The organism is Billgrantia montanilacus, assembly GCF_003336675.1.
Taxonomy (GTDB): Bacteria; Pseudomonadota; Gammaproteobacteria; order Pseudomonadales; family Halomonadaceae; genus Halomonas; species Halomonas montanilacus.
On record NZ_QPII01000001.1, the window covers coordinates 68955 to 94806 of the forward strand.

The following is a 25852-nucleotide window of genomic DNA, read 5'->3' on the forward strand; positions in this document are numbered from 1 at the left end:
ACCAGTTGTTATCGGATATATTGGAAAATATTTCCACCATATACCATTAGTCGTTCGATGACAGCCGGTCAATGACGGACCTGCTCTGGCGGCTTGCGGAGATCACCTCATGACAAAGGAATCCAGGGCACGAGAGGTCGCGGCATGGGGCGCCACGGAGCCGGTGGGTACCAGGGCGTCTGACGAGCTTGCCTTGCCGACGCGCACCCCCGATGCGGTGGCCGCAAGGCTCGAGCATCTGATCCTCGACGGGGTCTTCCGGCCGGGGCAGCTGCTGCCGTCCGAGCGTCGACTCTGCGAGCGGCTGGGCGTATCGCGTTCTTCGCTGCGAGAGGGGCTGCGCGTACTGCGCAGCAAGGGGATCATCGTGACACGGCAGGGACGAGGGTCGGTGGTGGCCGACCTGGTCACGGGGCGGGACGACAGCCCATTGATGCACCTGCTGCGCGACCATCCGCGCACGCTGTACGATCTCCTCGAGGTGCGTTCACTGCTCGAGGGCGAGTCGGCGAAGCTGGCCGCCGAACGTGCCACACCCACCGACCGCGTGCTGATCCAGCGCCGCTATGAAGCCATGATCGATTACGTGAAGGAGTGCCCGAACATCGAGGTCGAAGAGTTGGCGCACCTGGATCATGCCTTCCACCTGGCGATCTGCCAGGCGTCTCACAACCCCGTGCTGGTACATACCCTGCAGACGCTGACCGATCTGCTGCTCAGCTCGGTGTTCGCCTCGGTGAAGAACCTCTACCACCGCGAGGCTCCGCGCGAAATGATCAATCGCCAGCATGCCCGACTCTATCGGGCCATCATCGAGGGCAAGCCCCAGGCCGCCAAGCGCGCGGCCCTGGACCACCTCGCCGGTATCGGTCAGCAACTGCGCGAGATCGAAGCGGAAGACCAGCGGCTGGAGCGCTCGGCCATGCGCCTGAAGGAGTGGCAGTGACCCGTGCTGGAGCCCCCGGTCGGGAGCGCGGCCGCGGGCACAGCCGATAGCCAGCGGTCAGGAGTTCGCCGCGCTGCGGGTCTCCCCGTCGTCGATAACGCCGGCGATCGAGGCGACCTCGAGCTTGTTGCACAGATGGTCGCGCAGTACCTGGCCCAGCCGCTTGCTGTCACGCTTCTTGAGCGCGGCGATCATCTCTTCATGGTCCTGTACGGCGCGGCGCCAATAGCTGTCGGTCATTTTCTTGGAGTAGCGAACCCGCTTCACCCGCTGGCTGAGGTTGTTGTACATCTCCAGCAGTACATCGTTGTTCGAAGCGGCCAGCAGGCTCTCGTGGATCCTCTGGTTCACCTGGAAATAATCCGACAGCTCACGATTGTGATAATGCACCAGCATGCGCTCGTGTAGCGCGCAGATCGCCGCGATACCTTCATCGCTGATCTGCTGGCAGGCCAGCTCGCCCGAGAGCCCCTCGAGGGCGCCCATCAGATCATACGTGTCCTTGACCATCTTGTAGGTCAACTGCTTGACGCGGGCGCCTCGGTTGGGCAGGAGTTCCACCAGGCCCTCCGAGGCCAGCACCTTGAGCGCTTCTCGCAGCGGCGTGCGCGATACGCCGAAATTCTCGCACAGCTGTTTCTCGGAGATACGCTCCCCGGGGGCCAGCTCCCCATGCTCGATCAGGGCTCGGATGCGATCGGCGACCTCTCGGTAGAGGGTACGAGGCTGAATCTTGGTCATTGTCTGTGTCCTTGTCCGCGGTCGCTAGCGTGGATATTCCCTGCATGGCGAATGCCGCTGCTTCTCTTGCCTGGTATTCAATCACAGTGCACGGTTGACGGCATACCCTGAAAAGCATTATGAATTCAAAATTCCCTGAGGGCTTCCAGATATCACCAGGCGGTACCAGGCGAATGCCGAGTGAAACACCCGTACCGAAGCGACACCTCAACGAAGCGATCCCATTCCAGCAGTACAACGACAAGAGGAGCCTCCCATGGCTGGCAAGGTCTTTCGCAGCAGCGTCCAGCTCACCCGCGAGCAGGGAAGAGCCATTATCGACGGCGCCTTCGCCCAGGCCCGACGCGTCGGCACAGAGCCGCTGACCGCCGTGGTGCTGGATGGCGGAGGTCATATGGTCGCCACCGAACGAGAGAATGGTTGCGCCCCGTTGCGCTTCCCAGTTGCCCAGGGCAAGGCCTTCGCCGCGCTTGGCATCGGTGTGGCCAGCGGGGTGGTGGGGGCGCGCAACGCCGAGCGTCCCGCCTTTCTCGCCAGCGTGTCCACCGCGTCGGGCGGACACTTCATTCCGGTGGCGGGGGGCGTGCTGATCCTCAGCGCCGATGAGTGCGTCATCGGCGCGGTGGGCGTCAGTGGCGCCTCTTCAACCGAGGACGAGAGTGCTGCCATCGCGGGTATCGAGGCTGCGGGGCTGACCCATGGCCTCGAACCGCTATGATTCGGCCGAGCTGACTTGACACCTCTTCTCGGATGGGACTAGCTTAGGTCGAAGACGCATTTAGAATAAAGAATTCAATTTTCATCTGCGTCTATCAAGCCAGCCCACAAAAGCGTCAATACTAGAACAATGAGGTAACACGCCATGCTATTCCAACGTGTCGCTGTCACCACGCTAGCCATAGCGGTGGCGTCGGTATCGCTGCAGGCTCAGGCACGCGAGATCACCTTCGGCCATGTCGGAGGCCCCGACTCCCTGTTCTCCGACTCCGCAAATCACTTCGCCGAGCTTGTCAACGAGCGCCTGCCGGAGCCCTATGAGGTAGTGGTCTTCGGCTCCAGCCAGCTGGGTACCGATTCGGAGCTGCTGCAGCGCATGCGGCTCGGTACCGTCGATCTGGCGCTACCCTCTACCATCATGTCCTCGGTAGAGGACGAGTTCGGCCTCTTCGAACTGCCCTACCTGATCCAGGATCGCGAGCACATGAAGCGGGTCGAGGAGGAGATCGTCTGGCCCCAGTTGGTGCCGCTAGCCGAACAGAACGGCTACCGCATCCTGGCCGTGTGGGAGAACGGCTTCCGCCATATCACCAACAACCGGCGTGCGATCAACACACCCGAGGACCTGAGCGGCATCAAGCTGCGGGTGCCTCAGGGTGTCTGGCGCGTGCGGATGTTCGAGGAATACGGCGCCGAACCCTCGCCGATGTCGCTCTCCGAGGTGTTCATGGCCCTGCAGACTGGTGTCATGGACGGCCAGGAGAACCCGCTGGCGCAGATCGCCGGCCAGCGCTTCCAGGAAGTGCAGGACTACCTGTCCCTTACCGGCCACGTCTATACGCCGGCCTACCTCACCGCCGGTCGTCGCTTCAACAACCTGCCCGATGAGATCCAGGAGATCATCATCGAGGCGGCCAAGGAGACCCAGGCCTTCGTCTATGAGCATGCTGCCCAGCTCGACGAGGATCTGATCGACGTGATCCGTCAGGCGAATACCGAGGTCAACGAGGTCGATACCTCGCTCTTCATCGAGGCTTCCGGGCCCATCTACGAGGCCTTCGCCAATGAGGTGCCCGGCTCTCAGGAGCTGATCGACAGGGTGCTGGAGCTCGGTAACGACTCCTGACCCGCCTTGCGAAACCCGCAGGGCCTCCACCCCCACGCCCGACGGCGTGGGGGTTCCTGTCAACTTTCCTGAACGAGTCGAGACCCATGGGTACCGTGAATAACATTTCCCGCATCCTGGAGCGTCTTCTCGAGATCATCACGGTGTTGCTGATGGTTTCGCTGACGCTGGTGGTGCTCTATGCGGTGGTGACCCGCTATGCCTGGCGCACCCCCTCCTGGTATGACGAGGTGGCCGCGATCATGCTGGTGTGGTTGACCTACTATGCCGGGGCGCTGGCAGCGCTCAAGCGTGGCCATATCGGTGTCGATGGCGTATTGGCCGCCATGCCGGTGCATATCCGCATGCCGATTGCCTATCTCTCCGAGGCACTGTTCATCGGCTTCTTCCTGGTGCTTGGGTGGGCCGGCCTGGTGGTCCTCGATGTCATGCAGGGCATGGCGCTGATCACCCTGCGCTGGGTGCCGCTCACCTTCACCCAGTCGGTCATACCCATCGGGGCGGCGCTGTTCATCATCGCTCAACTGCTCAGCATGCCGGCTCACCTGGCCAGGGTGCGCTCGGGCCTCACCCAGGAAGAGGAGGAGATCAGCCACGCCATCGCCGAGGCCGAGCGTGACAATGCGCGGGCCGGCTTCACCGCGGATGCATTGACCAAGAGGGATCGGCCATGACACTTCCCTTCATGATAATTGGCCTGCTGGGGCTGATCCTGATGGGCCTGCCTATCGCGGTGGCCCTGGCGATCGTGGCGACGGTGGCCATCGTGGCCTACCAGGGCCTGGAGATGCTGCCCAATATCGGGCTGACGATGTTCGAGGGGGCGAGCAGCTTCCCGCTGCTGGCCATCCCGATGTTCGTGCTGGCCGGGGCGATCATGAACACCGGTGGCATCTCCAAGCGGCTGATCGCCTTTGCCTCGGCGCTGTTCGGCTTCATCCGGGGCGGATTGGCGATGATCAACATTGGTGTCTCGCTGTTCTTTGCCGAGATCTCCGGGTCCGCGGTGGCCGACGTGGCCGCCACCGGTTCGGTGCTGATCCCGGCCATGAAGAAGCGTGGCTATCCCAGTGCTTTCGCCGCGGCCGTCACCTCCTCCTCCGCGTCCCTGGCGATCATCATTCCCCCTTCCATCCCGATGATCCTGTATGGCGTCATGTCCGGCGCCTCCATCGTCCAGCTGTTCGTGGCCGGCATCGTGCCCGGTCTGCTGGGGGCTGGTGGCCTGATGGCGCTGAGCTACTACTACGCCCGCAAGTACGACTGGCCGGTGGAAGAGGTGTTCCAGTTCAAGCGCGTCAAGCAGACCGCCAAGGAAGCCAGCTGGGCCCTGACACTGCCGATCATCATCCTCGGCTCCATCTTCGGTGGCTTCGTGACCGCTACTGAAGGGGCGGGGCTCGCCGTAGCGGCGGCGATCTTCATCAGCGCCGTGATCTACCGTGAGCTGGACATGCGCACCCTCTACAAGGCGATCATCGACGGCGGCCAGCAGACCGCCGTGGTGATGCTGCTGGTGGCGGCCTCTGCCCTGATCGGGGTGTTCCTGACCGAGATGCGCATGCCCCAGCAGCTGGCCCAGGCGGTGCTCAGCCTGACGGATAACAAGTACGCCATCCTGATGATGCTGAACGTCTTCTTCCTGCTGATCGGCCTCTTCCTGCACTCGGCGGCGGCAATCATCCTGGTGGTGCCCATCGTCATGCCGCTGGTCGGCGCGGCCGGGATCGATCCGGTCCACTTCGGCCTGGTGGTCTGTCTCAACCTGGCCATCGGTCAGCAGACCCCGCCGGTGGCGAGCGTGCTGATCACGGCCTGCTCCATCGCCAGGACGGATGTCTGGTCGGTGACCCGTTCGAACCTCGGCTTCATCACCGTGCTGCTCTTCATCCTGTTGCTGGTGACCTACATCCCCGCCATTCCGATGGCACTGGTGGAGTTCTTCTACCGCTAGGGATGAGCCCCTGCCGGCAGGCTGAAGGCCTTGCGCCACTGTCTGCCTGTCGGCGAGGGGCTGCCGGGTCCGTTCGATTCGTCGCTCGTGGCCTGCGGGCAGGAGAGCGGCGAGCAGTGATATGTCAGGCGGCTGACGGAATTCTTTATCAAAAATACAAGAGTCTTGCTTTGGAGACGTTGCCATGTTGAATCTGGACTACCACCCTTCGGGTCGCCACTTTCTGCAGATCCCCGGACCCTCGCCGGTGCCGGATCGCATCCTGCGCGCCATGAGCCTGCCGACCATCGACCATCGTGGCCCCGAGTTCGGTGCCCTGGGGCGTGAGCTGCTCGACAAGATCAAGCAGGTATTCAAGACCGGGAACCCCGTCGTCATCTACCCGGCTTCGGGTACCGGCGCCTGGGAGGCGGCACTGGTCAATGTCCTGTCACCGGGCGACCGCGTGCTGATGTTCGAGACCGGCCACTTCGCCACCCTGTGGCAGAAGATGGCGCTGCGCCTGGGCCTGGAGCCCGAGTTTCTCGGCTTGCCGGGAGCGGAGGGCTGGCGGCAGGGGGTGCAGGCGGACATGATCGAGGCGCGCCTGAGGGAAGATGGCGGCCATGAGATCAAGGCGGTCTGCGTGGTGCACAACGAGACCTCCACCGGGGTGACCAGCGACATCGCGGCGGTGCGGCGTGCCATCGATGCCGTGGGCCACCCGGCACTGCTGCTGGTCGACACCATCTCCGGCCTGGCCAGCGCCGATTATCGCCATGATGAGTGGGGCGTGGACGTGACGATCTCCGGCTCCCAGAAGGGCCTCATGCTGCCGCCGGGCATCAGCTTCAATGCCGTATCCGACAAGGCCATCGCTGCCAGTCGCGAGGCGCAGCTGCCCAAGAGCTTCTGGGCCTGGGACGAGATCATCGAGGCCAACCAGAACGGCTACTGGCCCTATACGCCGAGTACCAACCTGCTCTATGGCCTCAACGAGTCGCTGGACATGCTGCTCGAGGAGGGGCTCGACCATGTGCTTGCGCGGCACCAGCGCTGGGCGGCCGGGGTACGTGCGGCGGTGGCGGCGTGGGGCCTGGAGATCCAGTGCCAGGACGCGACGCTCTACTCCCCGGTACTGACCGGCGTGATGATGCCGGATGGTGTCGATGCCGATGCCGTGCGCCAGCTGATCTACGAGCGCTTTGACCTGTCGCTCGGCATGGGCCTGGGCAAGGTCAAGGGCCGGATGTTCCGCATTGGCCATCTGGGCGACTGCAACGACCTGACGCTGATTGCCACCCTGGGCGGCTGTGAAGCCGGCATGAAACTCAGCGGCGTGCCGCTCAAGGATAGTGGCGTGGTGGCGGCGCTGGACTACTTTGCCCGGCATCCGCTCGACGCCAGGTGAGCCCATCCTGACATGGCTGAGGAAGGCAGCATGACGTCTATGACGGGAAAGACCCCTTCCCCGGATGCGCGGATCAAGCCAGTGACCGAGCTGGCGGCCCGCCTTTCCCGGGAGATGGAAGGCGAGGTACTGTTCGACCATGCATCGCGTGGTCGCTACTCGACAGACGCCTCGATCTACCAGGTGATGCCGCTGGGGGTGGTGATACCACGCCACCAGGAGGACCTGGCGCTGGCCTTGGCCATCGCCCGGGACGCCGGCGCCCCGGTGCTGCCACGGGGTGCCGGCACCAGCCAGTGCGGCCAAACGGTGGGCGAGGCGCTGGTGATCGACACCACCCGCTGGCTCGACCAGGTGGTCGAGTTCGACGCCGAGGCGCGCACGGTGGTGGTGGAGCCCGGTATCGTGCTCGATCATCTCAACGCCTGGCTCAAGCCCCATGGGCTCTGGTTTCCGGTGGATGTCTCCACTAGCGCCCAGTGCACCGTGGGTGGCATGACCGGAAACAACTCCTGCGGCTCGCGTTCGATCCGCTACGGCAATATGGTCCACAACGTGCTCGGCGTGGACGCCCTGCTGGCCGACGGTGGCGAGGCGAGCTTCGGTTTCGTCGAGGAGCTGGCCGAGGGTACCCGGGCGCGCCTGATCGCCGACAAGGTGCGGGCCATCGCCGAGCGGGTCGGCCCCGAGATACGCGATCACTTTCCCAAGGTGCTGCGCCGCGTCGGCGGCTACAACCTGGACCTGTTCGACTGCCAGAATCCCAAGCCCTACGACCCGGCGGGCCGGATCAATCTGGCCCACCTGCTGATCGGGTCGGAAGGTACCCTGGCGGTCAGTCGCCGCATCACGCTGCGGCTCTCGCCATTGCCCGAGCACAAGGTGCTCGGGGTGGTGAACTTCCCCACCTTCTACCAGGCCATGGACTTCACCCAGCATATCGTCAAGCTCGACCCCACCGCGGTGGAACTGGTCGACCGCACCATGATCGACCTGTCCCTGGAGAATCCGGCATTTCGCCCGGTGATCGAGAAGGCCCTGATCGGCAAGCCCGAGGCCGTGCTGCTGGTGGAGTTCGCCGGCGAGGATCGCGAGACACAGCTGGCGTCGCTGCACGCGCTCAACGAGCTGATGGGGGACCTGGGGCTGCCCGGCAGCGTGGTCGACATGCCTGAGCCCGCCGAGCAGAAGGCGCTGTGGAACGTGCGCAAGGCGGGGCTCAACATCATGATGAGCATGAAGGGCGACGGCAAGCCGGTCTCCTTCATCGAGGACTGCGCGGTGCCCCTGGAGCACCTCGCCGAGTACACCGACAAGCTCACCGAGGTCTTTCACCGCCATGGCACGGAGGGCACCTGGTACGCCCATGCCAGCGTCGGCACCCTGCACGTGCGCCCGATCCTCGACATGCGTCGCGACGGCGCCGGCAAGATGCGCGAGATCGCCGAGCAGGCGTCGGCACTGGTGCGCGAGTACAAGGGTGCCTACTCGGGCGAACACGGCGACGGTCTCTGCCGTGGCGAGTGGGTGGCCTGGCAGTTCGGGCCCACGATCAACGACGCCTTCCGCGAGGTCAAGCGGCTCTTCGATCCGGACAACCGCTTCAACCCGGGCAAGATCGTCGACACCCCGAAGATGGACGACGACCGCTACTTTCGCTTCCCCAGGGATTATCGGGCGATTCCGGTGACGCCGGTGTTCGACTGGTCGGCGTGGAACGTCAGGCGCGACCCGCTGACCGGCGAGCAGAGCGAAGCCGGCAGCGCCGGCGACCCCACCCATGGCCTGGCCATGGCGGTGGAGATGTGCAACAACAACGGCCACTGCCGCAAGTTCGATGCCGGCACCATGTGCCCGAGCTACCGCATCACCCGTGACGAGAAACACCTGACCCGGGGGCGTGCCAATACCCTGCGGCTGGTGCTCTCCGGTCAACTGGGCGAGGAGGGCCTGGCCAGCGATGACGTCAAGGAGGCGCTGGACCTCTGCGTTTCTTGTAAGGGCTGCCGGCGGGACTGCCCCACCGGGGTCGACATGGCCAAGTTCAAGATCGAGGCGCGTAGCGCCCGGGTCCGGGCCAAGGGACTGTCGCTGCGCGACCGCATGGTCGGCGAGATGCCGCGCTACGCGCCCTGGGCGAGCCGGTTCTCCGCCCTGGTCAACGGCATCGAGCGGATCCCCTTCATCGCCCGTGGGGTCAAGCGCGGGCTTGGGCTGGCCCCGGAGCGCGTGTTGCCGGCCTTTGCTGGCAACTTCCTGGCCGAAGCGCACACGGCGCAGGAGACGGCGACCCGCGAGGTGCTGCTTTTCGTCGATACCTTCAACAACTATATGGAGGGAGACAACGCCAGGGCCGCCAAGCGCGTGCTGGAAGCCGCCGGCTACAAGGTACACCTCAACGTGAAGCAGGGTGAGCGACCCCTGTGCTGTGGGCGCACCTACCTCTCGTCCGGCCAGTTCGACAAGGCGAAAGCCGAGGCGCAGCGGACGCTGGAGGCGCTGATGCCCTATGTGAACAGTGGCATGGCCATTGTCGGCCTCGAGCCATCATGTCTGCTCAGCATGCGTGACGAGTTCCTGCAGTATGGGTTCGGCGAGGAGGCGAGGGCACTGGCAGAGGCGGCCTGTCTGTTCGAGGAGTTCCTGGTCAAGGCGCGTGAGGCCGGGGAACTGCCGCTGGAACTCAAGCCGCTGGCATACCGGCGCGTCATGCTTCACGGCCACTGTCATCAGAAGGCCTTCGATGCCGTGCGCCCCATCGAGCAGGTGCTGTCATGGATTCCCGAGCTCGAGGTCGAGACCATCGAGTCCTCCTGCTGCGGCATGGCCGGCAGTTTCGGATACGAGGTCGAGCACTATGACGCCTCGATGAAAATGGCCGAGCTGTCGCTGCTGCCGGCGATCCGGGAGGCCGGTGACGAGGCCGTCGTGGTGGCCGATGGCACCAGCTGTCGCCACCAGATCAAGGACGGCGCGGGGCGTGAGGCGATCCACGTGGCTCGGCTGCTGGAGCAGGCACTGGCCTGAAGCGAACCCGCCAGGCATCATGACCATGGCCAGGCACTATGACCATGGCCAGGCACCATGGAAAGGGGCGACAGGGGTCGCCCCTTTCGTCGTGACGAGGACGGACGACAATGATCGATCTACGCAGTGACACCGTGACCCGACCCACCTCGGCCATGCGCGAAGCGATTGCCAGGGCACCGGTGGGAGACGATGTATGGGGTGATGACCCCAGCGTTGCCGCCTTCGAGGCGGTGGTGGCCGAGAGAGCCGGCATGGCGGCCGCACTGTTCTTCCCCTCGGGGACCCAGAGCAACCTGGCAGCACTCATGGTGCACTGCCAGCGGGGCGACGAATATATCGCCGGCCAGTTCTCGCATATCTATCGCGACGAGGGCGGCGGTGCGGCGGTGCTGGGCAGCATTCAGCCCCAGCCCATCGAGCATGACCCGGACGGCAGCCTGTCGCTGGAGAAGGTGCAGGCGGCCATCAAGGGAGCCGACATTCATCATGCCATCACCCGGCTGTTGGCGCTGGAGAACACCTTCCGGGGTAAGGTGCTGCCGGAAGCCTATACCCGTCGTGCTACGGCGCTGGCCCATGAGCATGGGCTGGCCACCCACCTGGACGGTGCACGACTGTTCAACGCCGTGGTGGCCTCCGGACGCTCCCTCGCCGAGCTGTGCCAGGGTTTCGATTCGGTGTCGCTCTGCTTTTCAAAAGGGCTTGGCGCGCCGGTGGGCTCGCTGCTGCTGGGCGACGAGGCGTTCATTGCCCGGGCGCGGCGCTGGCGCAAGACGCTGGGCGGCGGCATGCGTCAGGCGGGGCTCTTGGCGGCGGGCTGTCACCATGCGCTGGAGCACCATGTCGAACGCCTGGCCGAGGACCACGACAATGCCCGGCGCCTGGCCGAGGGCCTGGCAGACGTGCCGGGCGTAGAGGTAGGCGCCTGCGATACCAACATGGTCTTCGTCGCCTTTCCCGAGGCTCACTGCCGGGGGTTGCAGGCCCATCTCGAGGCGTGCGGTATCCTGATGGCGGTGGCGCCGGTTACCCGGCTGGTGACCCATCTCGATGTGAGTGCCGACGATATCGGGCGGGTGGTCGCAGCGGTGAACGATTACTACCACACCAAAACGCTCCGGGGGCCCCAGTGACCGCCGTCGAAGCCCTGCAACGGATGGCGAACAAGACGTTGTCAGGCAGTGAGTATCTGGCGTCATGCTTCGACAGGATTCACCAACGGGAGGGGAAGGTCCAGGCTTGGGAATGCCTGGCCGCCCCACAGGCGGTCTCCCATGGCACAGGGCTGCTGCAGAACATCCCCGTCGGTATCAAGGATATCTACGACACCCGTGACTTCCCCACGCGTTGGGGTACCGAATACATCCGCTGCGACCGCTCGGTTTCGGATGCCTCGCCAGTGGCGCTGCTGAAGAACGCGGGTGCTTTTGTGATGGGCAAGACCGTCAGTACGGAGTTCGCCTATTTCTCACCGGGAAAGACGCGCAACCCCTATGATCTAGACAGGACCCCGGGCGGGTCTTCCAGTGGCTCCGCTGCGGCCGTGGCCGATGGCATGGTGCCGATTGCCCTGGGTACCCAAACAGCTGGCAGCATCACCCGGCCGGCCAGTTACTGCAATGTGATCGGTTTCAAGCCTACCTATGGCCTCATTTCACGAGCCGGCATCAAGTCTTTCAGTGAAACTCTGGATACCGTTGGCTACTTTGCGCGTTCCGTCAACGACATCGCCCTGGTGCACGCCGCGCTGACCTGCACTCAGTTTGCTCCACTGGCCCGGCTCGACCTTGCGGGCCTGAAAATCGGAGTGATACGGGTGCCGTCCGATGGCGACCTGGACCGGGACGTCGAGGGTGCCCTCGACAGGACCTGTCAGCGACTCAGCGCCGAAGGCGTCGCGATCACCTCATCGCTTGATCATGCCAGGGAGCTGGATCGGCTCGTCGAGTTGCAGAGCCTGGTAATGGCGTTTGAGTCATCACGCTGTCTCGCCGACGTTTATTTCCAGCATGCCGACGACATGAGCGACAAGCTTCGCGAGATTCTCGAGCGCGGCTTCGCCATCACACTCGATGAGTATTATGGCGCACGGCAGGAAGCGGAGAGGCTACAGAGCCGTGTCGCTCCGCTTTTCAAGGAGGTCGACCTGCTGCTTTCACCCTCCGCGGTGAACGTGGCTCCGTTGGCATCGGGCATTTCGACGGGAGACCCTCTTTACTCACGCGCCTGGACACTGCTGGGACTACCAACCATCTCGTTACCCATCGAGAGTGGTCACCATGGGATGCCTGTGGGTATGCAGTTGATTGCCCCCCGCTACCGCGATTCAGTGCTTCTGGGGTACAGCCACGAGCTGCTGGCACGGCTAGGGCGCTACGCTCGCGCTTTGGATGAATAGCACCGGACTTGCCCGGCGATCTGCTCCCGATTCTGATTCATCAACGAACCAGCCCCCATGACCGAGGCCATGGGGGCTGTCTGTTGCGCTTCCGGAAAGGATCAGCCGACGCGCATCAGCGGGTCGGTGACGCCGATCACGTAGAAGGCGATCATGGCGATGATACCGGTGAAGATCAGGTAGTAGAGCGTGGGCAGGATCGTCTTGCGAATGGTTTCCCCCTCGCGGCCGAGCAGCCCAACGGTAGCCGAAGCCGCCACCACGTTATGGATGGCAATCATGTTGCCCGCGGCGGCGCCCACCGCCTGCAGTGCCACCATCATCACGGTGGAAACCCCCAGTTGCTGCGCCACGTTGAACTGGAACTCGGCCAGCATCAGGTTGGACACGGTGTTGGAGCCGGCGATGAAGGCACCCAGGCCGCCCACGGCCGGGGCGAAGAACGGATAGATATCGCCCACCCCGTCGGCCACGAACTGCGCCATGGCAACCGGCATGGAGACCAGGTCCGCCGCATTGACACCGGAGTTGATCAGGATCCGCACCATGGGGATGGTGAAGATCAGCACGAAGCCGGCACCGAGAATGGTCTTCGAGGACTCGCCGAAGGCCGCCTTGAGCTCGCCCAGGCGCATCTTGTGGAGCAGGGCGGTGAGCACCACCACCATCAGCAGGATGCCACCGGGCAGGTAGAGCGGCTGGATGGCGCCGGAGACGCCGGCCTCACCGAGGATATTGCTCCAGCCGAAACTCAGAGACTGTAGCGCTTCGCGGAACGGGTCGATGGTACGGGAGGCGACCAGTATCACGGCCAGCAGCACGTAGGGGAGCCAGCCCATGAAGGTGGTGATCGGGGTCTTGCCCACGATGTCCTCGGTCTTGATCACCAGCTTGCCGATCCAGGCGTCCGGCCAGCTATTGGCATCCGGGAAGTCCCAGACGTCCTTGGGGATCAAGAAACCCTTGCGCGCCGCGGGCACGACGATGGCCAGGCCCACGCCGGCGCCGATCATGGACGGGAATTCCGGGCCGAGCAGTACGCCCGCCAGCATGTAGGGCACCACGAAGGCCACGCCGGCGAAGAGCGCGAAGGGGGCGATGGAGAGGCCTTCCTTCCAGGATTTATTCGCGCCGAAGAACTTGACCATGATCACCACCATGATCAGCGGCATCAGGACGCCGACGATGCCGTGGATCACGGCCACCTCGGCGGCGATCAAGCGGAAGTATTCCAGCCAGGTATAGCCGCCGGCTTCCAGTGTCTCGGTGATGCCATCGCGGTTGATGCCCCCGGTGACGCCCACCACGATGGGCGTGCCCACGGCGCCGAAGGAGACCGGTGTGGACTGGATCATCATGCCCACCACCACGGCGGCCAGTGCCGGGAAGCCGAGTGCCACCATCAGTGGGGCGGCCACGGCGGCGGGAGTGCCGAAGCCCGAGGCGCCCTCGATGAAGCAGCCGAACAGCCAGGCGACGATGATCGCCTGGACGCGGCGGTCGGGGCTGATGCCGGAGAACCCCTTGCGGATCGCGGTGATGCCGCCGGAGTGCTTAAGGGTGTTGAGCAGGAGGATGGCACCGAAGATGATCCACAGGATCGATACGGTGAGGATCAGGCCCTGGAGGGTCGAGGCCAGTACCCGGTTGAAGCTCATGTCCCAGGCGAGCAGGGCGATGAGGGCGGTTACCACATAGACCGCCGGCATGGCGGTCTTTGCCGGCATACGCAGGCCGATCAGCAGCACGCCTGCCAGGATCAGTGGCGTAAAGGCGAGTAGGGCAAGTGTCGTGTCCGTCATGAGCTGACGTTACCTCGCTGTCTCGTGTTCAGGAATCGGGTGACGGCTCAGGTAGGGGACCAGAGCTATCGCGATGGGAGTGGACGATAAGGCCAGATGGCATGCATTTCCAATCATGGTTAATTGGTATTACCAATTTATTTCTAATTAAATGCCGCCGTATTTTTTCTATTAAATAAAGATAAACAATGGCTTGCCTGTGGTTTTTGGATCGATGGCGGCATTGATCGTCATCGGGGATTTAGACTAATGGATATCAAAATAGCCGCTGCGGGGTGACAGGCAATGGATTGGTATCGTCGGGGAAAGGCTGGCACTATCGCTATATGACCCCTGCGTTATATGACCCCCAGCGAAAGTGAGGAGACGGCATGGCTATGGTTCTCTACGAACTCTGCGGTATCGATGAGGAATTGCGTTTCTCCCCCTACTGCTGGCGGGTTCGCTACGCCCTGGCACACAAGGGTCTTACGGCGGAAACACGACCCTGGTATTTCACCGACAAGGAGGCGCTGGCCTTCTCCGGTTCCGACAAGGTGCCAGTGCTGGTCGATGGTGATCAGGCCATTGCCGACAGCTACGAGATCCTGCGCTACCTGGACCGAAGCTACCCTGAGGCGCCGTTGCTGGGCGATGGCATGGCAGAGTCGCGTGCCCGGTTCTTCAAGCACTATGCCGAGCGTTCTCTGGCGCCGGCGATGCTGCGGACCATCATCATGGACCTGCTCAATGCCATTCACCCCAAGGATCGTGATTATTTTCGCGAGACGCGGGAGAAGCGCTTCGGGCGTGCTCTCGAGGAGTTTCACTCCCCCGCCAAGGGGCTGGCGCAACTGGATGCCGCCCTCGAGCCGCTGCGTGGCCAACTGAAGGAATCGGACTTCATCGACGGGGCAGCCCCTGCCGCTGCCGACTATCTGGTCTTCGGCAGTTTCATGTGGGCGCGAGTGGTCTCTAGTGCCGACCTGGTTTCCAACGCGGATCCGGTATACGGCTGGCTAGAGCGCATGCTTGACTTGCACGATGGTCTTGGCCGCAGCGCCATGCGCGTGACCGATGTTGAGGGTGCCTACCGCTGAGCATGTTGCAGTGCACAAGAATGCTTGCTATGCTGCATTGCAACAAGGCGGTTTCGGATTGGAACCAGCCTTGGCTACCCGAACCGTATTGGAGGTGTTACATGAGCAAGACTACCGAGCAAGCAACCGAGAAAGCCACTCAGCAGTTCGAGAGCCTGTTTGTCGCTCCGGCGCGCGCCTATGGCTCGCTGACGCTGGAATTTTACGAAAAGCTGATGACGGCCCAGCTGGACGCCTTCCGCACCTACTCCGACCTGAGCCTGGCACAGGCTCGCGCCTGGATCGACGTCAAGGATGCCGAAGGCCTCAAGCAGGTCGTGAGCGATCAGCAGAAGGCCGTCCAGGATCTGGGCGAGCGCCTGCAGGGCGACACCCAGAAGGTGGTCACCCTGAGCCAGGAGTTCCTGCAGAAGGGCCAGAAGCTGGCAGAAGAGAACGTCAAGACTGGCCAGAAGGTGGCAGAAGATGCCACCAAGAAGGCCCAGGCCAGCAAGTAAGCCCAACGCTTAACAGCATCAGGCAAGCTTTGCAGCAACGAGTTGGACCAGGCCTTCCGGCCTTGGTAGAGACCGCCATCCTTCGGGATGGCGGTCTTTTGCGTAGAGGGTGTGGCTTGGCCACCCGCTTCAGCCGGACGAGCGGCTCAGTAATTCGACAACCTCCTCCTCTTCCACCTGGCCGAAGTCGGCGTAGAACTGGCCGACTCCCATGAAGCCCTGCGGTGCCTCCAGGCACGCCACTTCATCCGCTGCGGCTTCCAGGCGGGCCACGGCGCTGGGTGAGCCGACCCCCATGGCGGCGATCAACCGCTTGGGTCGGCCGCTCAGCGTCTTCAGGGCAGCCTCCATGGTGGCGCCGGTGGCGCTGCCATCGTCTACCACCACCACCACCCGCCCCTCGGGCGGTATCGGTGGGCGAACCGGGCCGTAGCGTGCTCGGCGCTCCTTCAACAGCTGGCGCTGGTGATCGACTTCGCGCTCCACGGCGTCGGAAGGGAAATGCGAAGCGGCATCATCGAGCGTCAGGCTGCCGTCCTCGCTCACCGCGCCGATGGCGAATTCGGGGCTGCCCGGTGCGCGTATCTTGCGCACCAGCACCACGTCCAGTTCGCCCTCCAGGGCATCGGCCAGATGGCGCCCCATGGGCACGCCGCCACGGGGGATAGCCAGGATCAGCGGGTTGTGCCCTTTCAGGTGCTCCAGTCGCTGAGCAAGCTGCTTGGCGGCATCGAGACGGTCGCGGAACATGGAAAATCTCCGGAAAGCGGTCTTACCCACAGTGTAGCGAGCAATTCACTCAGCTTGAAAAAACGCCGCTGGAGGGCATCCGGCGGCGCGGTGGGCATAGGAGTGAGGTGTCAGCCCCTCAGAGGTTGGACTTGGCTTCTTCGCTCTTGGCCGCGATGGCTTCCTCGGGTGCGGGCTCTACCCGGCTGGGCTTGCCCGGCAGAATGGCGTCGAGCAGCAGGGCGGCGAGTGCCGCCGGCACCAGGCCCGACTTGAGCAGCAGGCCAGCCTGGCCGGGCATGGTCTCGGCAATGGCGTCCACTGCTGGCAGACCGATACCCAGGCTCATGGCGACGGCAATGATAAGCATGGCGCGCTGATTGAGTTCGCACTCCTGGATGATCTTGAGCCCCGCCGAGGCGATCATGCCGAACATCACCACACCGGCGCCACCCAGCACTGCATGGGGCATGGCGGCAACCAGGCCGCCCAGTTTCGGGAACAGGCCCATGCAGATCAGCAGGATGCCACCGATGGTTACCACGTGTCGGCTGACCACGCCGGTCAGGGTGATCAGGCCCACGTTCTGGGCATAGGCGGTATTGGGCAGGGTATTGAAGATGGCGGCGAACGACGTAGCCACGCCGTCGGCCATGACGCCGCCGGAGAGTTCGCTGTCCTTGGCCTGGCGGCCGGCACCACCGATGGTGATGGCGGAAATGTTGCCGATGGTCTCCAGGCCCACCACGAACATGATCAACGTCATGCCGATGATGGCGGTGAGGTGGAATTCCAGGCCGTACTGCAGGGGCTTGGGAATGGCGAACCAGGCGGCGTTGCCGACGCTGGAAAAGTCCACCATGCCCAGGGCGATGGAAACCAGGTAACCGCTGACCAGACCCACCAGAATGGAGGCAGCCTTGAGGAAACCGCGGCCGAACTGGTGAACGACAATGGTCACCACCAGTACGAATAGCGCCAGGCCCAGGTTGGTGGGCGAGGCGAAGTCATCGGCCCCGACGCCGCCGGCCGCATAGTTGAGCCCCACCGGCATCAGGGTGATACCAATCAACAGCACCACGATGCCGGTGACCACCGGCGAGAACCAGTGGCGGATCTTCTTCAGAAAGGCTCCCAGGCCCACCTGCAGGAGACCGGCCACCAGGGAGGCACCCAGCACGGCGGCGAGTCCGAAGGTGCTGGCCAGGGGCAGGGCAACCGGCAGGAAGCCGAAACTGGTGCCCTGGACGATGGGCAGGCGGGCGCCGATGGGGCCCATGCCGATGGTTTGAATGAGCGTGGCGATGCCGGCCACGAACAGGGCGACCTGAATCAGGAAGATCTGCTCGCCGGTGGTGGCGCCGATGACCCCGGCAATGATGATCGGCGGCGTCACGTTACCGGCAAACATCGCCATGATGTGCTGGATGCCTAGCGGAATCGCCTTGCCCAGCGGCGGCATGGCATCGGGGTTCTGATTGATGGTGCGCGAGGGTGTCTGTGAGGCAGTCCGTTCTGTGTCAGTCATATCAGGCTCTCGAGCTTATTGTTGTATCCAGTGGTGTTGTTTCGGACACCATGTGATGCATTGAATGTACACAATCATCTCTGTTTTGAAAGACAGTGGGATAATATTTTTGTCTACCTCTTGTTATATGCTTTTAAGAACAATGGCTTGGCGAGCTCTTTTTGACCGTTTGGTCAATTTGTGGAGGTCGTCTTCCACCGGAACTCATCAGGCTGCGCAGCAGACACCGCCGGGCAGGCTGCGTAGCCGATCGGCGAAGGAAGCGAACCGCTGAACGTCAATCGACGAGAGAAAGGGCCCGGTACGGCGTAATGCGAACGGAATGAGACGAAGGATGGCGAACGGCAGGTAGGGAAGACGCGAGGCTTGCATGAAGCGCCGGCAGCTTGCCGGCGCCTTGACACTCAGCCGTCGGTACGAGCTTCCAGACGGAAGCGGGCGATACGGTTGATCTGTTCGATGGCGGTACGGCGCTCCTGTTCTGGGGTGTTTTCCAGTCGCGCCACGAAGGCGTCAAGAATGGCGTGGCGATCGCTGCCCTTGACGGCCATCACGAAGGGAAAGTCGAAGCGGGCCTTGTAGGCGTCGTTCAGGCGCTGGAAGCGCGCCATCTCTTCCGGGGTGCACTGGTCGAGCCCGGCACCTGCCTGCTCACGGGTGGAGTCATCGGTCAGTTCACCGGCGATGGCGGCCTTGCCGGCCAGGTCGGGGTGGGCGCGGATCACCTCCAGCTGTTTTTCCACCGAGGCTTCTCGCAGCGTTCGTCCCATGGCCTCGGCGAGACCGGCCGGAGTGTCCTGTTCGTCGCCAAGACCCCGTTGCCAGGTCAGGTCGGCGACCCAAGGGGAGTGCTCATAGATATCGCCGTACTGCGACACGAATGCCTGACGGTCGAGGGTACTGGGGCGCGGTTCGAGGGTCTTGTCACTCATCGGGGCCTCCACAATGGTGGTCGGGGAACGGGCTACATCCAGCCTTCTGGACAAGTGTATACAAAAAGATTTTGAAATGTACCACAAAAAGAGCTAAAACTGTCTTCATACTTCCAGTTACCATGATGCACCGACAACGGTGGCATCGCCAGCCAAGCATGGGAGAAACCGATGGGACGACTGACAACGCACGTTCTGGATACAGCGAAGGGCCAGCCCGGCGAGGGGATCGAGATAGCGGTCTACCGGCTGGAAGGCGAGCAGCGCACACGCCTCAAGAGTGTCGTGACCAATGATGATGGTCGCTGCGATGCGCCCATCCTGGAAGGAGACGACTTCCTGGCCGGCGAGTACGAGCTGGTCTTTCATGCCGGTGCCTATCTGCGACGCCAGGGGGTGACAGCCGACGAGCCCCGCTTCCTGGACGTGATCCCGCTACGTTTTGGCGTGGCCGATGCGTCACAGCACTACCATGTGCCGCTGCTGCTTTCGCCGTATGGCTATTCCACCTACCGTGGCAGCTGATCACGGCGACTCTTGTCCCGGACGCCCGCACTGGCAGTCGTTTGGCAGCCGTCGGTGGTCGGCTGACACCGGTGGCACGATGATCGCCAGTGACGGCTCGCTCAACAACAATCAAGTAATGTGAGAATCCCCTCATGCAAGCCTACCTACTCGACTTCGCAAATTTCATGCTGCGCTGGCTGCACGTCATCGCCGCCATCGCCTGGATCGGCGAGTCGATCTACTTCGTAATGCTGGATAACGGACTGAAGAAGCCCAAGGCCGCAGAAGATCGTGAGAAGGGCGTCTTCGGTGAAATGTGGGCGGTGCACGGCGGCGGCTTCTATCACAACCAGAAGTACGCCACGGCCCCGGCCAAGCTGCCCGACGACCTGCACTGGTCGTTCTGGAAGTCCTACACCACCTGGCTGTCGGGTTTTGCATTATTCGTCACCCTCTATATGTTCAACCCGGGCTTCTACCTGGTGAACCCCAATGCCAACTGGGAGTGGGCTGCCAATATGAGCGGTTGGCAGGCCAACGTACTGGCACTGGTGTTTCTGGTCGGCGGCTGGGTCGTCTACAACGAGCTGTGCAAGCGCATCAGCCCCGACATGACCCGCGACGGGCTGCTCAGCATCGCGGTGGCGGTGATGATGGTGGTCGTGGCCTACCTGAGCGTACAGATGTTCTCCGGCCGGGCGGCCTTCCTGCTGACCGGTGCGGTGATGGCAACCGCCATGTCGGCTAACGTGTTCTTCTGGATCATTCCCGGCCAGCGCCGCATGGTCAACGCCATGAAGGCGGGCGAGACACCCAATCCGCTGGACGGCAAGCGTGGCAAGCAGCGTTCGGTGCACAACACCTACTTCACGCTGCCGGTAGTGCTGCTGATGATCAGTAACCACTACTCCTTCGCCTACAATCATGAGCACGCCTGGGTGCTGATGTCGCTGTTCATTTTCGCCGGCGCGCTGATCCGTCAGTTCTTTGTGTTGATGCACGCGGGAAAGATCCAGCCAGCTTACCCCGTGGCGGGTGTGGCGCTGATCCTGGTGGCGTTCTGGCTGGGGGCGCCTGCCGGGCAGCCCGCCGCTACGGACAGGGACACGGCAGACGAAGGGGCCGAGTTCGAGGAGGTTCATGCTCTGGTCAACCAGCACTGTGTCGCCTGCCACTCCCGTGAGCCGACTCAGCCTGGCTTTGCCGCACCGCCGGCCGGTATCGCTTATGACAGCGAGGACCAGATACTGAGTCAGAAGAGTCTGATCCAGCAGGTAGTGGCCAGCAAGTATATGCCGCTGGGCAACATGACCGGCATGACCGACGAGGAGCGTGAGGTGATAGCCGCCTGGTCGGAATGACCCAGTAGCGCCTCTGTCCGATCGCGCATAGCCCGCCGAAAGGCGGGCCGTTGGCGTTGCCGCCAGGTTCATTGTCGAACCACGATGCGTATACAATGGTTGCCATAGCAGGGCCTACGAGGAGGGACATCATGAATCAGCGGCAAAGCCTTGCCGATGGCGAGGCCGCGGGCAAGGCGCCCCCCCGGCGCCTGGGGAAGAACGGCGATGGTGCCGAGCGGCACGAGACGATCTATCGCTCGATCAGCGATGCCATCATCGAGCATCGGCTCAAGCCCGGCGCCCGGCTGCGCGAGGATGCGCTGGCCGAGGTGTTCGGTATCAGCCGTACCGGTATCCGCAAGATTCTTCAGCGTCTGGCCATGGAACAGCTGGTCACTCTGACGCCCCGCCGCGGTGCCAGCGTCACGCGGCCTACAGCGGACGAAGCCAAGGATGTCTTCGATGCCCGGCAGATGGTGGAGTGCGGCCTGATGCCGGATGTCGCCCGGCGCATCACCTCCGAGGATGTCCGTGCACTGCGTGACATGGCGACTCGTGAGCGTGAGGCATTGAGAGCCGGCGAACAGAGCCGTGCGATCAAGCTCTCCGCCGCTTTCCACGAGCGCCTGGCCCAACTCTCCGGCAACGCCACGCTGGCGGCGTTCGTCGGGCAGCTCTGCTCGCGCTCCTCGCTGATCCTCGCCGTCTACGGCAACCCCGGTCATCTGGGTTGCGAGTCCCATGATCATGACGACCTGATCGGCTACCTTGAAGCTCGCAACGGTGAGCGTGCCGCCACCTTCATGAGCCGCCACCTCAAGGCCATAGAGGCCTCTCTCTCCATCATCGAGGAGGAGCAGGAGGTGCCAGACCTGCGCAATATCTTCGGGGCCTGAGCGTCCTTGTTACTGCTCATGAGTACTGTGCCCACAGGGCTGCGTCTACCACGGCATCGGCAGGTCAATCAGCGCGCCTGTGGGTGGCGTGAGTCGCATCATGGAGAACATGCCTTGAGCGATGACATAGACCGCAAGTCCATAGAGCAGTGCGCTCCCCCAGCGCATTCTGGCACAGCCGACCAGTAGCCAGACCAGCAGTAAGGGTGTGGCCAGGTTAAAGCCAATCACCCAAATGGCTAGGCCATAGCTGACAATGCCCCCCAGTACGGGTAGCTCCTGGCGGCTGGCAAGATTGGTCATGTTGCCCTTGTGCCTGATCCTGATCAGCTGACGGCCCAGTACGTAGAGGCTGAGCAGCAGGCCTGGCACGATCCCCAGGCTCGGCATTAACCGTGCATTGGGACGAAAACCCAGCATTTCCACTAGCGCATAGCCAAAGGCTGCCACCATCACTAGTGCAGTGATAAGTACGACGCTGCTGTCATGGCTCGGAGGTTCTGTGCTGGCCGCCGCCGCTTCAGCCTGTTGCTTTGGGTCGTTGGCAACGCTACGCCGTTGGCGCAGCCAGCGAACCGCATTCAGCATCAGGGGGATGACGATCAGGGAAGCGATAATCAGCACCCCGGGGCGTGTCAGCCAGGAGTAGCCGTGGATCTGCGTAGTCAGCCAGAAGTATTGCTCCATAGGCGTGGCCAGGACGAAGCCGACCAGCACCGGCGCACGGGGAATTCCCGCATTCTTCATTAGCCAACCGAGAATGCCGAGCGCAAGCAGGGCAAGGATATCGCCAAAAGTCTGGGTCCCCTGGTAGGCACCGGCCACCATGATCAGCAACAGTGGGGCGGCAATCAGCGCGAAGTTCACTCGGGTCAGCCGGGCAATGTAGGGCGTCACGGCGAAGCAGATGGCGGCCCCCATGACCGAGGCCAGCGCCACGCTCCATACGATCATGTACATCAGGTCAGGCGATTCGCTGACCATGCGCGGGCCGGGATAGAAGCCGAACGAGAACAACGCGCCGAGGAAGATGGCAGCGGCGGGTCCGCCCGGTACGCTGAACAGCATGGTGGGCACCAGGTCGGAAATGATCGTGGCATTGTTGGCTCCTTCGGCACTGGCCACGCCGCGGATCTCACCCTTGCCGAAATTACGCTTGTCCTTGGTGGAACTCATGGCGTGGCCGTAGGCGATCCAGGTTGAGGCGCTGGCACCCACCGCTGGCACGAAGCCGCCGAAAATGCCGATTATCGATGAGCGGCAGATCAGCCAGCGGTGGCGCCAGAACTCCCGGAAACTCTCGCCCCACTTGCCAAGGGCCATTGGCTGGCCGGCGATGCCGCCCCCCGAGGCGACCATGCTGATCAGCTCGGCGACGGCGAAGAGCCCCAGTGCCACGATGGGCAGCGAGAGTCCATCCATCAGGTAGGACTGGCCGAAGATGAATCGATAGTTTGCGGCAGCCGGCGCGGCACCGATCACGCCCAGCAGGATACCGAAGCAGGCGGCAGCCAGCCCCAATGCCAGGTCCTTTCCTACCATGCTGGCGGCGAAGCAGAGCCCCACCAGGGCGAACATGAACAGTTCCGGCGTGCCCAACGCCAGTACCAGTGGCCCGGCAATGGGAATGGCGACGGAGAGGATAAGGGCACCGAAAAGCCCGCCTACCATCGACGCCAGAAAGCCGACGCCGAGCGCCAGCGATGCTTTGCCCTGCTTGGCCAGCGCGTGGCCCTCGATGGCGGTTGGCGCCGAGGCCGGCGAGCCCGGGGCGCCGAGCAGCACCGAAGTAATAGTATCCGCGGTGTAGATCACCGAGATGGCCCCGAGCAGCATCGCCAGGCCGGAGTAGCCATCCATCAGGTAGATGAACGGAAGCAGGATCGATACGGCGGCGACGCCACCCAGCCCCGGTAGCATGCCGAATACCATCCCGGCCAGCATGCCGATGAACAGCGCCAGGAGGCGCGCGGGCTGGAACAGGAGATCCAGGGCCGAACCGATATTCTCGAGCACGTTGCGATTCCTTTGCAGGACTATGCAGGATTAGGGAAATGTCGAGCATCGAATGCGGCCAACCCAAGGGAAAGGGCTGGCCGCATCGGTGCTGGTCTTATAGCTGGACGTCGTACTTCTCGGCCAGAAGGTTGCGCAGGTAGTCGCGCACTTCATCTGAGGGTTGCAAGGATTCACTGAGCGAATCGGTGACCACCGAAGCCGGAAGCAGATCGTAGCCGCCAATGGCCTCCTGGCTCTTGTCCTGATACTCGGGATCGGCGTTGATGGAGGTGATGGCTTCCTCGAAGATTTCGAGCACCTCGTCAGGCGTGCCCTCCGGCAGGTAGGCGGTCAGGCCGAAGTTGAAAGTCGTGGCGCCAATCGCCTGGAAGGCGTCCCACTCCACGCCGGAGGGTGGCTCGCCATGGAGCTCTTCATAAACTTCGTATACCGAAGGGTAGTCGGGGAAGGCGGGGTCGCGAGCGCTCAGCACGCCGTCATCGCCCACCGAGCCGCCGGTCATGATCGGCACCGCGGTGCCGGCCTCGACCATATCCACCACCTGCGACATGTAGGCCGGAGTGAACTGAAAATCGATGTTGGTTTCACCGCGCTCGAAGGCCAGGCGGGCTGGGCCGCGGCCGTCGAAGCCGAGCACCGCGCGAAGGTCTAGCTCCAGCAGTTCAAACGAGAGCAGCACGGGTAAATCGCTGGCGGCGGCGGCAATCCCGCCGTAGATCAGAGGCATGTCTGACGAGTGCAGGTCGGCTGAGGACTCGATCCCGGTACTCGGCGAGACGTAGACCACGGCACCGAAGGGTAGGCTGTAGGCCGGGCGCATCGCGGCCAGGTCATATTCCACCGCGTCCATGCCCAGCACGTAGGGATTGGAAGTGGAGGAGGTGGTGAAGAGGATGGTTTCGCCGTTGGGCTCGGCATTCTGCTGGAACCAGTTGGCCCCGAGGATCGAGCCACCGCCCGGCCGGGTGCGTACGTTGACCTGCGGGTTGCCCGGCAGGTGTTGCTCCAGGAAGGGCTCGAGGAACTTGGCGGCCACGTAGGTCGCGCCGCCCTCGCCGAATGGGACGACCATTTCGATGGTCTTGCCGGCATAGAAATCTTCGGCCATAGCGGGGGCTGCAGCAAAGCAACCGGCGGCCATCAGCGTAGCGGCAGAAAGTGTCTTGAGTTTGGTGTCGGGAATGAACATGGCGTGCTCCTGGTGTTGTTGTGGCGCTCGATGCGCATTGTTGAACCTGGTGCCTGCGCGTGTTGAGGGTCGCTCAGCGGCCGACCCGATTTTCCAGTACACCTATGGCATCGACCTCGATGCGCACGATGTCTCCGGTCTGCAGGAACCTGGGCGGTGTGAAGCCGATACCGACGCCGACCGGCGTGCCGGTCAGAATCACGTCGCCGGGCGCTAGCGTGATACCGGCCGAGAGAGTCTCGATCAGTGTCGGCACATCGAAAATAAGCTGATCCAGCCGGGCGTCCTGGCGCAGTTCGCCATTGACCCAACACTTGATGGTGGCATTATCTCGGTCCATCTCGTCAGCGGTGACGACCCACGGTCCCATGGGGCAGAGACCGTCAAGCGACTTGCCGAGATGCCACTGCTTGTGTTTCTTCTGAAGGTCGCGGGCGGTCACGTCGTTGGCAATGGTGTAGCCCCAGACATGATCATAGGCCTCGGCCTTCTTGATGCCGCTGCCGCCTTTGCCGATGATGACTGCGAACTCTGCCTCGTAGTCGAGCTGCTCTGTGACCTCGGCATGACGCGGGATCTCGTCGCCGTGGGCGACCAGGGTGTTGTAGGCCTTGGTGAAGATGATCGGGAATTTTGGTACCACATCGTCGGCAGAGGTGCTGCTGTCGTAGCCGGAGCCACTGAACTCCGCGGCATGCTCGAAGTAGTTCTTCCCGACGCAGAACATGTTGCGCTGAGGATGAAGGGGAGGCTCGAGACGTGCGCCGTCGAGAAGGCGGCCTTCACCCTGGGTTGCGATCTGGTCTCTCAGTGCCTCCCAGTCGTGGATCAACTGCTGCATGTCGCCCTGGAACTCTGGAAGCAGGTCGCTAAGCGGCCAGTAGCGCTGGCCCGCCGTGTCGATCAAGGCGACGACGGGCGGTTGGTCGGCCGCCGGTCGCAGGGTGGCAAATTTCATGATGATTGGCTCTCCCTTGGTTCGTTTTGGTTCTGTACTGACCGAGGTTAGAAGGCGATTGGTACTAATTC

Annotated in this window: 22 protein-coding genes; 14 read left to right on the plus strand and 8 right to left on the minus strand. The window is 63.1% G+C overall.

The features are described from left to right. Positions 1–109 precede the first annotated feature (109 nt). Complete coding sequence (glcC, locus tag DU505_RS00335) at positions 110–946, plus strand: transcriptional regulator GlcC (RefSeq protein ID WP_114477011.1); 837 nt, start codon at positions 110–112, stop codon at positions 944–946. Between the two features lie 57 nt (positions 947–1003). Here the strand turns inward: glcC and DU505_RS00340 are convergent, their stop codons facing one another. Then, positions 1004–1687, minus strand: coding sequence for a GntR family transcriptional regulator (locus tag DU505_RS00340; RefSeq protein ID WP_114477012.1), 684 nt, complete (start codon positions 1685–1687; stop codon positions 1004–1006). Positions 1688–1943: 256 nt separating this feature from the next. Between DU505_RS00340 and DU505_RS00345 the strand changes: the two genes are divergently transcribed. The 8 genes from DU505_RS00345 (at position 1944) to DU505_RS00380 (ending at position 12302) form a co-directional block, all read left to right on the plus strand. Continuing rightward, entirely contained in the window at positions 1944–2405 is a 462-nt protein-coding gene (locus tag DU505_RS00345) for a GlcG/HbpS family heme-binding protein (RefSeq protein ID WP_114477013.1), read from the plus strand. A 144-nt stretch (positions 2406–2549) separates the two neighbouring features. After that, a complete protein-coding gene (locus DU505_RS00350; RefSeq protein WP_114477014.1) occupies positions 2550–3530 on the plus strand; it encodes a TRAP transporter substrate-binding protein in 981 nt (326 codons plus the stop codon). An 86-nt stretch (positions 3531–3616) separates the two neighbouring features. Continuing rightward, entirely contained in the window at positions 3617–4204 is a 588-nt protein-coding gene (locus tag DU505_RS00355) for a TRAP transporter small permease (RefSeq protein WP_114477015.1), read from the plus strand. Continuing rightward, the gene (locus DU505_RS00360) at positions 4201–5484 is read left to right on the plus strand and encodes a TRAP transporter large permease (protein ID WP_114477016.1); all 1284 of its coding nucleotides are present in this window, start codon (positions 4201–4203) and stop codon (positions 5482–5484) included. The genes DU505_RS00355 and DU505_RS00360 overlap by 4 nt, the downstream gene beginning before the upstream one ends. Positions 5485–5668: 184 nt before the next feature. Further along, positions 5669–6874: a pyridoxal-phosphate-dependent aminotransferase family protein gene (locus DU505_RS00365; protein ID WP_114477017.1), complete on the plus strand. Its 1206-nt coding sequence runs from the start codon at positions 5669–5671 to the stop codon at positions 6872–6874. Between the two features lie 30 nt (positions 6875–6904). Next, positions 6905–9901 carry an FAD-binding and (Fe-S)-binding domain-containing protein gene (locus DU505_RS00370; protein WP_114477018.1) on the plus strand — a complete coding sequence of 999 codons (2997 nt, stop codon included), beginning with the start codon at positions 6905–6907 and terminating at the stop codon, positions 9899–9901. 110 nt (positions 9902–10011) lie between these two features. Further along, a complete protein-coding gene (ltaE, locus tag DU505_RS00375; RefSeq protein ID WP_114477019.1) occupies positions 10012–11037 on the plus strand; it encodes a low-specificity L-threonine aldolase in 1026 nt (341 codons plus the stop codon). Next, positions 11034–12302, plus strand: a complete 1269-nt coding sequence (locus tag DU505_RS00380) for an amidase (RefSeq protein WP_114477020.1) — start codon at positions 11034–11036, stop codon at positions 12300–12302. Before ltaE ends, DU505_RS00380 begins: the two co-directional genes overlap by 4 nt. 101 nt (positions 12303–12403) lie before the next feature. Here DU505_RS00380 and DU505_RS00385 read toward each other — a convergent pair whose 3' ends face one another. After that, complete coding sequence (locus DU505_RS00385; protein ID WP_114477021.1) at positions 12404–14104, minus strand: L-lactate permease; 1701 nt, start codon at positions 14102–14104, stop codon at positions 12404–12406. 371 nt (positions 14105–14475) lie between these two features. Here DU505_RS00385 and DU505_RS00390 point away from each other — a divergent pair, with 371 nt between their 5' ends. Together DU505_RS00390 and DU505_RS00395 are read left to right on the plus strand one after the other, a co-directional pair. After that, positions 14476–15183 (plus strand): glutathione S-transferase N-terminal domain-containing protein, encoded by a 708-nt coding sequence (locus DU505_RS00390; protein ID WP_114477022.1) that lies wholly within the window; start codon positions 14476–14478, stop codon positions 15181–15183. 101 nt (positions 15184–15284) lie between these two features. Then, on the plus strand, positions 15285–15680 hold the full coding sequence (locus DU505_RS00395) for a phasin family protein (protein WP_114477023.1): 396 nt from the start codon (positions 15285–15287) through the stop codon (positions 15678–15680). 129 nt (positions 15681–15809) lie between these two features. Here DU505_RS00395 and DU505_RS00400 read toward each other — a convergent pair whose 3' ends face one another. The 3 genes from DU505_RS00400 to uraD all read right to left on the minus strand — a co-directional run bounded on the left by DU505_RS00400 (position 15810) and on the right by uraD (position 18869). Next, positions 15810–16430 carry a phosphoribosyltransferase gene (locus tag DU505_RS00400; RefSeq protein WP_114477024.1) on the minus strand — a complete coding sequence of 207 codons (621 nt, stop codon included), beginning with the start codon at positions 16428–16430 and terminating at the stop codon, positions 15810–15812. Positions 16431–16548: 118 nt separating this feature from the next. Next, on the minus strand, positions 16549–17937 hold the full coding sequence (locus tag DU505_RS00405) for a uracil-xanthine permease family protein (RefSeq protein ID WP_114477025.1): 1389 nt from the start codon (positions 17935–17937) through the stop codon (positions 16549–16551). 404 nt (positions 17938–18341) lie between these two features. Further along, positions 18342–18869, minus strand: a complete 528-nt coding sequence (gene uraD / locus DU505_RS00410; RefSeq protein ID WP_114477026.1) for a 2-oxo-4-hydroxy-4-carboxy-5-ureidoimidazoline decarboxylase — start codon at positions 18867–18869, stop codon at positions 18342–18344. Positions 18870–19040: 171 nt separating this feature from the next. Between uraD and uraH the strand changes: the two genes are divergently transcribed. From uraH to DU505_RS00425, 3 genes are all read left to right on the plus strand, one after another. Further along, positions 19041–19394 carry a hydroxyisourate hydrolase gene (gene uraH, locus DU505_RS00415; RefSeq protein WP_114477027.1) on the plus strand — a complete coding sequence of 118 codons (354 nt, stop codon included), beginning with the start codon at positions 19041–19043 and terminating at the stop codon, positions 19392–19394. Between the two features lie 134 nt (positions 19395–19528). Continuing rightward, entirely contained in the window at positions 19529–20737 is a 1209-nt protein-coding gene (locus tag DU505_RS00420) for a urate hydroxylase PuuD (protein ID WP_114477028.1), read from the plus strand. A 131-nt stretch (positions 20738–20868) separates the two neighbouring features. Next, positions 20869–21615 (plus strand): GntR family transcriptional regulator, encoded by a 747-nt coding sequence (locus DU505_RS00425; protein ID WP_114477029.1) that lies wholly within the window; start codon positions 20869–20871, stop codon positions 21613–21615. A 45-nt stretch (positions 21616–21660) separates the two neighbouring features. Here DU505_RS00425 and DU505_RS00430 read toward each other — a convergent pair whose 3' ends face one another. From DU505_RS00430 to DU505_RS00440, 3 genes are all read right to left on the minus strand, one after another. After that, positions 21661–23631 (minus strand): tripartite tricarboxylate transporter permease, encoded by a 1971-nt coding sequence (locus DU505_RS00430; RefSeq protein ID WP_114477030.1) that lies wholly within the window; start codon positions 23629–23631, stop codon positions 21661–21663. A 97-nt stretch (positions 23632–23728) separates the two neighbouring features. Beyond that, on the minus strand, positions 23729–24823 hold the full coding sequence (locus tag DU505_RS00435) for a Bug family tripartite tricarboxylate transporter substrate binding protein (protein ID WP_114477031.1): 1095 nt from the start codon (positions 24821–24823) through the stop codon (positions 23729–23731). A 73-nt stretch (positions 24824–24896) separates the two neighbouring features. Further along, entirely contained in the window at positions 24897–25781 is an 885-nt protein-coding gene (locus DU505_RS00440) for a fumarylacetoacetate hydrolase family protein (protein WP_114477032.1), read from the minus strand. Between the last annotated feature and the right edge of the window lie 71 nt (positions 25782–25852).